Annotated in this window: 12 protein-coding genes; 6 read left to right on the top strand and 6 right to left on the bottom strand. The window is 60.7% G+C overall.

Going from position 1 to position 11,183, the window contains the following annotated elements; genetic code table 11:
- Positions 1–116: 116 nt before the first annotated feature.
- From AC2FM5_RS17925 to AC2FM5_RS17910, 4 genes are all read right to left on the bottom strand, one after another.
- Positions 117–1,745, bottom strand: coding sequence for a sulfatase-like hydrolase/transferase (locus AC2FM5_RS17925; protein WP_496737213.1), 1,629 nt, complete (start codon positions 1,743–1,745; stop codon positions 117–119).
- A gap of 173 nt (positions 1,746–1,918) precedes the next feature.
- Positions 1,919–2,899 (bottom strand): CobW family GTP-binding protein, encoded by a 981-nt coding sequence (locus tag AC2FM5_RS17920; RefSeq protein WP_170401369.1) that lies wholly within the window; start codon positions 2,897–2,899, stop codon positions 1,919–1,921.
- Positions 2,900–2,903: 4 nt separating this feature from the next.
- Complete coding sequence (gene gntH, locus AC2FM5_RS17915) at positions 2,904–4,376, bottom strand: guanitoxin biosynthesis MBL fold metallo-hydrolase GntH (RefSeq protein ID WP_217353659.1); 1,473 nt, start codon at positions 4,374–4,376, stop codon at positions 2,904–2,906.
- A gap of 10 nt (positions 4,377–4,386) precedes the next feature.
- Positions 4,387–4,620, bottom strand: coding sequence for a hypothetical protein (locus AC2FM5_RS17910; RefSeq protein ID WP_170357967.1), 234 nt, complete (start codon positions 4,618–4,620; stop codon positions 4,387–4,389).
- Between the two features lie 120 nt (positions 4,621–4,740).
- On the opposite strand from AC2FM5_RS17910, the gene AC2FM5_RS17905 reads away from it, so the two are divergent.
- The 6 genes from AC2FM5_RS17905 (at position 4,741) to AC2FM5_RS17880 (ending at position 9,167) form a co-directional block, all read left to right on the top strand.
- The gene (locus AC2FM5_RS17905; RefSeq protein ID WP_496737210.1) at positions 4,741–6,054 is read left to right on the top strand and encodes a tetratricopeptide repeat protein; all 1,314 of its coding nucleotides are present in this window, start codon (positions 4,741–4,743) and stop codon (positions 6,052–6,054) included.
- A gap of 283 nt (positions 6,055–6,337) precedes the next feature.
- Positions 6,338–6,787 carry a c-type cytochrome gene (locus AC2FM5_RS17900; RefSeq protein WP_496737208.1) on the top strand — a complete coding sequence of 150 codons (450 nt, stop codon included), beginning with the start codon at positions 6,338–6,340 and terminating at the stop codon, positions 6,785–6,787.
- A gap of 24 nt (positions 6,788–6,811) precedes the next feature.
- Positions 6,812–7,132 (top strand): hypothetical protein, encoded by a 321-nt coding sequence (locus tag AC2FM5_RS17895; RefSeq protein WP_170370963.1) that lies wholly within the window; start codon positions 6,812–6,814, stop codon positions 7,130–7,132.
- A 54-nt stretch (positions 7,133–7,186) separates the two neighbouring features.
- Entirely contained in the window at positions 7,187–7,759 is a 573-nt protein-coding gene (locus AC2FM5_RS17890) for a c-type cytochrome (RefSeq protein WP_170357974.1), read from the top strand.
- Between the two features lie 9 nt (positions 7,760–7,768).
- On the top strand, positions 7,769–8,668 hold the full coding sequence (locus AC2FM5_RS17885; RefSeq protein ID WP_496737206.1) for a c-type cytochrome: 900 nt from the start codon (positions 7,769–7,771) through the stop codon (positions 8,666–8,668).
- Positions 8,655–9,167 (top strand): c-type cytochrome, encoded by a 513-nt coding sequence (locus AC2FM5_RS17880; RefSeq protein ID WP_425328544.1) that lies wholly within the window; start codon positions 8,655–8,657, stop codon positions 9,165–9,167. The genes AC2FM5_RS17885 and AC2FM5_RS17880 overlap by 14 nt, the downstream gene beginning before the upstream one ends.
- A 98-nt stretch (positions 9,168–9,265) precedes the next feature.
- Here AC2FM5_RS17880 and AC2FM5_RS17875 read toward each other — a convergent pair whose 3' ends face one another.
- Both AC2FM5_RS17875 and AC2FM5_RS17870 read right to left on the bottom strand, forming a co-directional pair.
- Complete coding sequence (locus AC2FM5_RS17875; RefSeq protein ID WP_496737203.1) at positions 9,266–10,045, bottom strand: IclR family transcriptional regulator; 780 nt, start codon at positions 10,043–10,045, stop codon at positions 9,266–9,268.
- Between the two features lie 11 nt (positions 10,046–10,056).
- The coding region (locus AC2FM5_RS17870) for a TRAP transporter large permease (protein ID WP_496737201.1) at positions 10,057–11,183 on the bottom strand (1,127 nt) is incomplete at its 5' end.

Here is an 11,183-nt window from a genome sequence, read left to right as displayed (position 1 = left end):
GCGGAAATAGACAAAGCCAATCCCGAGCGAGACAGAGAGTCCGATATAGAAGATCAGGTTGGCAAGCATGGAGGTGCCTCTTGAACGTGGCGGGCCGACGTGAGGTCGGACCGCAGTTAGCGTTCGGCCGCAGCCTGTTTGGTCAGAAAGGCTTCGACCGCGGCAACGGTTTCCGGGCGCAGGTTTTCGATGCCTTCATACGGCACGCCGCGCGCAGGTTCGGTATCAGGATACAGCTTCTTGCGGGCAAGATGCCGGCCCAGAATGCGCTGGAATTCCTGGCCGCCCCATGCGCCGACTTCGGTCGAAACCGGGTACTTTTCATGCGTATCCCGATAAATATCGAAGAAATTCGCCAGAATTGCACTTTCTCCGGCACCCGGAAGGTTCAGTTTCAACTGGTCCTTCACGATCGCCTTCGGGGACGCCACCGAATAGATGATCACGTGATCGCGGCGCGTTTTCGACTCATCACCGAACAGGATTGACGCGGATTGGTCCACCCCATCCACGAGCCTGTCCCGTGGGATGAACGCGTCGGCACCAGCGAGGCGGGAAAGGGTCGTATACAGATCCGACACATGGATGATGTTGTTCACGATCGAGTCCGCCTCGATCATTCCGGGCCAGCGGATGAAGGCATCCACACGTACGCCGCCTTCTGTCGTATCTCCCTTGCCGCCGCGGAAAATCATCGGCGTGAAACCTGACTGTGGGGAATATTTCGTGAAGTGTCCGTTGTCGCCCATCAGCACTACAATGGTGTTTTCGGCTACGCCAAGCGTCTCCATCTCGTCAAACAGCACGCCCAGATATTCGTCCAGCAGTTGCAACTTGTCGGCGTAAAGGCCGCCATTCACGCTTTCGGGGCCGTCGCGTCCTGCACGCGTGTTGTCCAGCGGGATCATCGGCCAGTACTGCAGAAAGAAGGGGGTGTCGCCGCCTGCCAGCCGCTGCAGTTCAGACAGCGCCTTGAGCTGGAACTGTTCGTTCATCTCATCGTATTTTTCTGCGTCCCACCGCTCGCCCGGCTGCATGCGGATTTCACGGATTGGACCGCCAGCCTCACCTTCGATGACGGTGGCCATGGCGGCAGGATCGGGGCGGAACCAATCGTCTACGATATAGTCCTCTTCGAAGTCCTGGATGCCGACCGAGACCTGCTCGCGGATGGCGTCATCGTTGAAGATCGTCAGCTGACCCTGTTGATGGATGGCATGCTGCGCATAGTCGAAACCCTGGTTCATCGCCCAGCTTTCCGCGATATCACCCATATGCCACTTGCCGACATGGCTGGTGGCATAGCCGGCCTCTTTCAGAACCTCTGCCAGCGTGACCTCATCTCCGGGAAGGCCAAAGCCGGCAATGTCGACCGTGGTATCGCCCATACCCATGCGCACCGGCAGGCGCCCGGTCATCTGGGCCACGCGCGTCGGCGTGCAGGAGGGCTCGGTATACATTCGAACCATGCGCATGGCTTCGTCCGAGAACGCATTGATGTTGGGGGTTTCAATTCCGCGGACCGCATTCAGTTCGGGAATGCCCATGTCGCCGAAACCCAAATCGTCGATCAGAATGGACACGATGTTGGGAGGATTTCCAGCATTGCCTTCCCGAAATTCGGCCAGTAACGCATCGACGGCAGCGTTGTCTTCAATCCACTGCTCGCCATTCTGCGCTTCCAGAATATAGTACTGCGCGTCGTGGATGATCGGCGTGTCCTGCGCAAAAAGCGGGGAAGACAACAGGATCGAGATGGCCGGCGCCAAACAAAAAAGTCTTGTGAACATAAAGGGTTCCCCGCTGCAGGATGGTTGCGATTGCGACAAGTCTAATTATTTCGGCCTCTAAATCAAATTCAGGGGCGGTGGCACGAGGGCCGGTCGCCCGGTTTGAGGCCCAAACACCGGCGTGATCACTAGGCTGTTTCGAACAGGGCGTCGGTGAGCACGTGTTCCGAAAGCGCACCTGGCGCGCCGATTGCCACAAGCCGCGTCTCGGGCTTTCGGTCCCCCCATGCGCCATCCCGTGAGATATCCATGCGCTTTCCGACGACCTGCACAAGAATGCGATGATCCGGGTCCTCCTCGCTGAAAACAAATCCTTTGAGGCGATAGACGTCGCCCGGTAGCTTTCGAATTGCGCTTCTCAGCGATGACAGGCTGATGGGTTGCTCGGCCTTCATCATCGTTGTTGAAAAGCCGTCTGAATGATCAGCGTGTCGGCACCCGCAGTCAGGCCCATGCTCATGATGCTCCGGCACTTCTGTCTCAAGCTGTTCGGCAGCAAACCGGCCGACCGACAGCAATATGTTCAGCGGGACATCCGCATTGACCGCTTCGACCAGGCGATACCTGCGGAAACGCGAGCCGAGCCAGTCGTGCACTTTCTGAACTGTTTCTCTGCTGACCAGGTCCACCTTGTTCAAGATGACCATGTCGGAAAACGCGATTTGCCTGAGTTTCAACTCCATCTGCTCTGGTGCAGCGAACAGCTGCTCGGCGTCGACAAGGCACATCAGGCTGTCGAGCCGGATCATGTCCCGGAACTTCTGGTCCGTGAACGTCATCGCGATCGAGGACGGGTCCGATACGCCACTGGCCTCGAGGACGATGTATTCCGGTTTCTCCGGCCGGGCGAGAACGGCCTCGACCGTTTCGATCAGGTCATCCCGGATCGAGCAGCACACACAACCATTCGCCAGGCTCATCACATCGTCTTCCAGGCCAACCACAAGATCAGCATCCACATTGATCGAGCCGAAATCGTTGACCAGAACCGCAACCCGCAGACCATGATTGCCGGTCAGGATGCGGTTCAGTAGGGTTGTTTTCCCCGCCCCGAGAAAGCCGGTAAGAATTGTGACCGGAATTGCCGCAGTCGAACCAAACTCGATCATACTGTCACTCCGTCTTCTTCTTGCGGTTTGGAATGACGTCGTCGGTCTTGATCACAAAGTCGCTGGGCCATTCAGGATTGGGCGCGCGGAACACGTCGGAGGGGTAGTATTCCTTGGGGTCGATCTCCATGTCGCGGTACTTTTGGTCCTGCTGTTCGGCGCGCGATGACCGTGGGGCAGGTGGCTTGATTTCATCGGGCAAGGTGATCTTGCCTTCGGCTTCCATCTTGCCCAATTCACGGAACGGTGCGACCGAGCCTGACTTGCCGGGCAGTGTCGCCTTCCGATACCAGATCGCATCTTTTGTGACGTTGACCACGGCCACGTCCAGACCCCAGGCGAACAGCCCATCATAATGGGCCCGGATGCCCGCCAGCATCTCGGCATCAATGTCCTCGTCCTGCGTGTAATGGGTCACCATCGCAAGCCGGGGGCGTGCCTCAGCCATCATCTTGCCAACCGCATAATGCGAGGTGTGATGGGTATCGATCGTGTAGTTGAACAGCTCCTGCGGCAGGCCGTATTTGTAGGTCATCAACTGGCCGATATCCTGACCGGACATTTCGGTGACGAACACATCAACGCCTTTGCCGTATTCAAGGCTCAACTCATCCGGTCGGCCGTCCCCGGTCCAAACGAAGCTCAGGCCGTTCCAATCCAGGCGATACCCGACGGCGCCGTCCTTGGCATGGCTGCGTGGCCAAGAGCGCACGGTGACGCCATCTTCGTCATAGACGATGCCGCCTTCCTGACGGAAATCGAACTCGTTGACCTCGATTTCGTAACCGTCTCCAATCGGGAATACGTCGAAGGCCTCTAAATGCCATTTCAGCATTTGCTTCATGCCGTCCACCATGCCCGCCGTTCCAAGCTCGGGTGTCCGGCCGGACGGGCCGTGGATCCGCAGCGGCGTGTAGCCACCCGACCAGGCTCTGAACGGGTAGATATAGGGGATGTCGGCGTAGTGATCGACATGCAGATGCGTGATGAAGATATCGTTGATCAATTGCGCAGGCACCTGCATCCCGATGATGTTGCGCACACAGCCCGACCCGAAATCGAAGAAGAACCGTTTTCCATTGCCCAGCTCGACCATCACACAGGTGCCTGCCTGATCCTCACGCGGAGGAAACGGCGTTGACCCGCAGAAGGAGATGCGCATCTCGTCGGGCCCCAATTCCTCGGAAAGCGGGAAATAGTTTGCGTTCGACCCGGTCATGTATTTCGTCGGCCGGAAGTACTCTGGCAGAGTGATGCCGCCGGCAGGCCGGCCGCCATAGGGGTTCTTCAGGCTTTCACCCAGAGGGCCGTCCCCCTCATGCGCCTGTGCTGCGCCGGAGCCGTAGCTGACAGCCCCCGTTGCCACCGCACCTGCCGCCAGCCCCTGCATGACATGCCGGCGCGAAGGGTTTTCGATTTCATCCGCTGGCTGGTTTTGCTCGTTTACGTGATCGTTGCTTTGGTCTTTGTCGGTCATTGCGATACCCTCAGTCGGATGCGTTTCGAAGATTGCGCTTCGCCAGACGACGAAGCTCGTTCACAAGTTCAGATTTGATGTGGGCCCATTCCTCGCGCTCGGACGCGGTGATCGACGTATCCTTGAGCTTTGCGCAGACTTTGCCGAAGTCCTCGATGGCCTCGCTCAGAAACGCGTCCGGCTCGAACTGGCTGGAAAGCGCAGTCGAAAGCTCGGGTAGCTCGTCTTTGAGGTCGTCCGTCACTGGATAAAGCCCGATTCCCAATATCTATTCTCGCATCAAGATGCGTGCGGTTGACCGGGGCGGCCAAGTGAGTCACCGTGAGTTGGGGGTGAGTTTGCAGTGAACCAAGCCAATGATTTATTGTTAGATCAAGATGTTGGGCAACCATCGCCTGACCTGGTTCGGCAGGCGCTGCGTGATGTTGTTGCCAGCGCCGAGTTCCAAACTTCGCCCCGGCTTCAGCAGTTTCTGACTTATGTCGTCGAGGAAACCCTCGCCGGTCGCGGTTCCCAGATCCGCGGCAAGGCCATCGCAGTCGAAGTGTACGGTCGCAGCATTGATGGCAGCGGTGGTCGAAATCTGGTTCGGGTAGAGGCCAGGCGACTACGGCGTTTGCTGCGTGAGTTTTACGAAGACCATTGGGACGGCCAGGGCGTTCGGATCTTCGTCGATCCTGGCGGATACAAACCGCGATTTTCACACCAAGCTTCCCCGGATGATCCGAAGTCGGACTTGGCAAGCCAAGGCCCGCCCCGTGGACGTAGGCACCTGCGCGGACTTCTGTTGGTCGGGCTGGGCGTTGTGGCCATGATCGTCATGCTGGGCATGTGGCTGAGACCCGGCAACGACGAGGCCGGTCAGCCCTCCAACACCACCCGGCAGGCCGAACGGGCTGCGCTTGGTCAGCAATCGCTTGCCAGATTGCAGGCGGCCAACCTGGCGGATCAGGCGCGGGGGATGTTCTTTCCGGTCTTCGATGTCAAACGCCAGCAGATCGCCCTGGGAATGTTCCAGCATTCCACCGAGCTCGACCCGGCCTTGCCCGATGGCTATGCGGGAATGGCTCAGGTCTTGGCCACACTGGCTCTGCTGTCTCAAGACGAGGACACACGAGATGATCTGTTGCGCCAAGCATCCCAAATGTCAGGAACGGCGCTTGAGTTGTCGCCGTCGGGTGCATGGGCCAATGCCTCGAATGCCTGGCGATTGGCGGTGTCGGGCGATGCGGATGAGGCTTTGAATTACGCGCGCCTGTCTGCCGAACTTGCGCCTGAAGATGGCCATGTTCTGGACCTTGTCGGGATTGCCGCCCTGATTGCGAACGAGCCCGAACTTGCGGCTGAGGTTAGCAATCCGTCGCGGGCCAGATCCGGGTCCGGCCGATTTGGGGCGAGAAATATCTGGGGCGTATCGCAGCTTGTGCTCGGGAACTACGAAAACGTTGTCGATGCCTTTCAGGGTGCGCCTGCTGCAGGAGCGCCCGTAAGCGGGCCATCACTTTTGTTCCAGGCCGTCGCTCATGATCAGCTGGGCAATTTTGACGAAGCGCAAAGACTTGTTGATGAGTTGGAGGCCACGTGGCCGGATTTTCCGTCCGAATTTCTGGTGCAAAGGATCTTTCCGGGTGACGCCGATATACGGAAGAAGATACTCGGATCTCTGGCGAAGTACTGACAGACCCGTCGCAGCCTGCGCCGCTAAGAAGTCTTCAAGTTCCAACTGATGGCTTCGTGCGCGGCCCAGCTCGGCGTTGACGTTTCGGTGCTGCAGTCCATCGTCGGCTTTGGGGAAACTTGCGGCAAACTTTTCTTGACCTTCCAGCGCGGGAATGGGGCAGACAGTCCCCCCGAAACTGTGCGCAAGGCGGCAAGACCGGCAGGTCAAGCAGGTTTGATCAGTGTCAGACCGTTTTGGTGTCGCCCGCGCCAAGCCAAAAACAACCGAGTGAAACGAGCCGATGAACAAACTGACGCTATTGGTAGGCGGCGTTCTGATCGCAGGCGCTGCCGTGGTCGCCTACAACCTCAGCCAACAACCTGCAGGGCACTCGATGGAGGTGCCTGACACCTCGTCGCTGTCGCGGGGGGACCCGATCGCGCAAGTCAGCGTGCCGGCGACGTTCAGTGCGCCGGCCCAGATGGGCAAGGTTGCCTTTGACGTCAAATGCGCTGTCTGCCATGGGGCGAATGCCACGGGTTTGGAAGGCCTGGCTCCGCCCTTGGTGCACAAGATCTATGAGCCCAGCCACCACGGGGACGAGGCTTTTCAGCGGGCGGTTCAATATGGTGTTCAGGCCCACCACTGGCGCTTTGGCGACATGCCACCGGTCGCTGGCTTGACCCGTGCAGACGTGCAGGGCATCGTTGCCTATGTCAGGGAACTGCAGCGCGAGAACGGGATAAACTGAACCTTGCACAGTTGGGCGGACAGGATGATCGGACGGTGGGTTCTGGCCTTGGGCCTGGTTCTGGCCGGTATTCTGGTGTTCTCGGAACCCGCCTTTGCGCATGGGGGCGATGGGGGCACACATGCCGTCGTCGATCTGGAAGCATCCGACCCCGACCATGTCGAACAGGGCCACCCGGGCCATTGCCACGGCGGGGCCTTCTGCAACGGCGTGGCCATGACCGTGGCCGCGCCCGTCGTTTCCGCGCTGGTCTCAACGATCAACCGCCGTGCCATCCCGTCGGGCCAATACCGGATGTTGCCGGTGGCCCTGTTCGATCCGCCCCCGCCGCGCGCCGTGTCCTGAGTCAGGTAAGGCCTCTTCTGGGGGCGAGTTGAAGCAGACATACAGGACAAGACGATGACCTTTTTCAAGCTGACGACGGGCGCCGTGCTGGCGTGGATGGTGGCCGTGACCGCCCTGGCGCATGGTGGCGCCACCGGGATCGTGAAGGAACGCATGGACGGCATGTCCGCCATGAAGGACGCCATGAAGACCCTGACGCCGATGATGCAGGGCAAGACGCCCTATGACGCCGGCACCGTCCGAGACGCAGCCGAGACGATCGGCCGCCATGCCGGCGACAGCATGACCCGGCTGTTCCCCGAAGGCAGCGATGGCATGCCCTCCGAGGCCAAACCCGCGATCTGGCAGGACTGGGACGCCTTCGCCGAACTGGCCGAACAGCTGCAGACCTATGCCGAGGGGCTGGCCTTGGCGGCCGACAACGGGCTGATGATGGCCGGTGCCGGGCAAGGGTCCGGCATGATGGGCGGATCGGGCATGATGGGCGGCGCTTCGATGATGGGGGGCGGGGCCATGACGGGCGGCCCCCCCGGGCGCGAGGAGCTGTCCGAGATGCCCGCCGATGGCGTGTTCATGATGCTGGGCCAGACCTGCTCGGCCTGTCACACGCGGTTTCGGTCGGAATAGGGTGCCACGATGAAACGCATCTATCGTCTGGGCCTTGCCTCTGCCGTTCTGGCCGCGGCGGGGGTGGCCGCCGTGGTCGCGTGGCCGATCGGTCTGACGCCGCAACTGCCCGACCTGACGGGCGAGGTTGACCGCGGGGCCTACCTGGCGCGGGCAGGCGGTTGCATCGCCTGCCACACCAACTTCGCCGAGGGCGGCGCGCCCCTGGCCGGCGGCGTCAGGCTCGAGACACCCTTTGGCACGCTGTATTCCCCGAACCTGACCACCGACCCGGACCACGGCATCGGAGGTTGGTCGATCGAGGAATTCGCCAAGGCCGTACGCCAAGGCGTGGCGCCGGACGGGCAGCCCTATTACCCGGCCTTCCCGTACCCGTTCTACGCCGAATTCACCGATCAGGACATCGCCGACCTGTGGGCGGCGTTCCAGACCGTGCCCCCGGCGGCCACGCCGTCCCGCGCGCAAGAGATGGCCTTTCCCTTCAACCAGCGCTGGGGGCTGAAACTGTGGCGCGCGGCTTTCCTTGATCCTCCGCGCACCGATCCGGTCCCCGGCAAAGGTGATGTGTGGAACCGCGGCCGGCTGCTGGTCGAAGGCGTCACCCATTGCGCCGCCTGCCACACCGGGCGCAATCTGCTGGGTGCCCGCAAATCGGATTCCGAGCGCTTCAGGGGCAGTGATGCATTGCCGGGCGGCGACAAGGCGCCAGCCATCGACTCTGCAACCCTGGAGAGGCGGGGCTGGACGGTCGACAGCCTGGCCTATGCCCTGCGCACAGGCATCATGCCCGACGGTGACGTATTCGGCGGCGCAATGGGCGAGGTCGTGACCTACGGCACCCGCTTCCTGACCGAAGAAGACCACCGCGCCATGGCCACCTATCTGCTCGATGCCCATGACGAAGGGTAAAAAGGTGGAGCCGCCGCGCCGAGCGATCTCGCCAATGATGAAATGGGGTACACCGGTGGCCGTTGTGATCATCGGTGTAGCCAGCGCTCAATGGTGGATGTCAAAAGGGGTGCCTGACGGTGCATCCGCCGATCCGCTACGTGGGGCGGCGCTTTATGCCGAAAACTGTGCGTCGTGTCACGGGGCCAAGCTGGAGGGTCAAGCCGATTGGCAAACGCCTGATGCGGACGGCGTCCTGCCAGCCCCGCCGCATGATCGAACCGGGCACACCTGGCATCATGGCGATGGCCTATTGTTCGACTATACCAAGTTGGGCGGCGAGGAGATGCTCAAGCGAATGGGAGTCTCGGGGGTCCAAAGCGGAATGCCGGGATTTGCCGACAGCCTGTCCGATCAGGATATCTGGGACATCCTCGCGTTCATCAAGGACAGTTGGCCCGAACGCGAACGCGCGATTCAACGCCAACGTACCGAGGCGGAAGCCCGGGCAGGCAACTGATTTTTTGTCGGAGTTTACGCGTCAATTATGTGGCTGCTCAAGTCGGTTGGGCGAGATCACTACTCGCCTCCGCTCGGCTCGGTCCCGTGTTCGCCACCCTATGAAGCAAGCAGACCCGACAGTTTGAGTGCCCCGGACTGCAGCAGTGGCAGGAATTGCTTCAGGCTTGTCAGATCGTGCCGCTGCGTGGGGGCGTGCACGGACAGAGTGGCCGCAAGCCGGTCATTCTCGTCAAAGACCGGAACCGCGACGGCGGCCATGCCGGACATGAACTCCTCGTCGTCGGTCGAGTAACCGTTCTGGGCGATTTTGGCGATCTCGGCACGCATGGCCGTGGGGTCGGTAATGGTTTTCTCGGTGTTAGCGATCAGCCCGCGGGCCGAGAGAAACCCATCCAAGGTGTTTCGGCGCAGGGTCGAGAGGTACATCTTTCCGCTGGCGGTGCAGTGGAATGGCACCTGGGTCCCAATCGGCAGCTGGATTCTCAGTGGCCATTTGGTCTCGACCCGGTCGAGATAGATCATCCCCTCGCGGTCGGGGATGGCAAGGTTGCAGGTCTCACCAATTTCGTCGGCTACTCCGCGCAGAATGGCCAGGCGGGCCGTGCGGAGATGTTCGGACGACACGGTGTTCACGGACATCTGCCGCAACCGGGGGCCGGGCCCATAGGACCGGCCGTCCAGATCTCGTTGAAGGAACCCTTCGGCCTCGGCCGTCTGCAGCAGCCGGTGGACCGTCGGCTTTGCCAGACCCAACGCTTCGATCAGATCTGCCGGTTTGACCGCGACCCCGCGCCGCGCGACCTCTTCCAAGATCAGCAACAGGCGCAGGTTCGTTGGAATTTGGGTGTCCTTGTCTTGTGTGTCCGTCGCGGTCATCCGGCTACAGTCTAGTTTTTCGGCAGTAGTATCAAGGCCAGATCAGGCACCAGTGACACCAGAATCCAGACCGAGAGCAACGCCGCCAGATAAGGCACCGTATACCGCAGAAGCCGGAAATACGGCACGCCTGTAACTCCCGAGGCGACATACAGGTTCAGCCCGTATGGCGGCGTGATGAAGCCAATGGATGCTCCGACAAGGAAGATCACCGAGAAGTGGATCGGATCAATCCCGACCGAAGCTGCGATTGGCGCCAGAATCGGGGCCAGAATGATGGTCACCGGCAGGCTTTCCAGAACCATGCCCGAGAAAAACACGATCACCATCGAGGTGAACAGAACAGCATGGTAACCCCCCATCGAGGTCACGAAATTGCCGATCGTTTCCTGGGCCCCCAGCAGGGAAAGGATCTGCTGCATTACCACCGAGATGGCAATCAGAGGCGCCAGGATCCCGGTTATCTGTGCCGAACGGATGACGATTGACGGGATCTCGGGGATCGTGAATCCCTCGACCACCAGCATTTCGGCAAAGCTCTTGTCCGTTGGGGAAACATCGTCGCGGGCACCCATGATCCGGTTGATCGGATAACTCACCAGCCCGGCGATGACGCAGAAGCCAACGGTGACCCCGGCGGCCTCGGTCGGAGAGAACTTGCCGGTGTAGATGCCCCACAGCACAAGCCCGATGGCAAAAAAGCCCAGCCACGCGCCGAAGGCGGTTTTCAGAACTCGGTTCAGTTGCAGCGGGATCAGGTGACCCCAGCCGTTCATGCGGCAGATGATCCAGCAGGCAAACTGCATCCCGATCACCATCAGCGCGCCGGGCAGGATGCCGGCCACGAACAACTCGGAAATCGGCAGGTTCATCAGGAACCCATAGACGATGAAGATGATCGACGGCGGGATGATGATCCCGACCGTGCCGCCCGCTGCGGCGGTTGCCGCGCTGAACCGCTCGTCATAGCCGCCCTTGACCATCTCGGGGTGCAGCATCGATCCGATCGTGGCGGTCGTGGCCGAGTTCGATCCCGAGATCGCTGCGAACAACCCGCAGGCCCCAAGCGAAGCCATCGCCAGACCGCCGCGTATCCAGCCGAGACAGGCATAGGCGAAGTCGCTGAGCCGTCGGGCGA

The organism is Ruegeria sp. BHSA162 (assembly GCF_059613385.1).
Note: the sequence above shows the minus strand (reverse complement) of the source record. Positions and strands in the feature narration are given on the sequence as shown.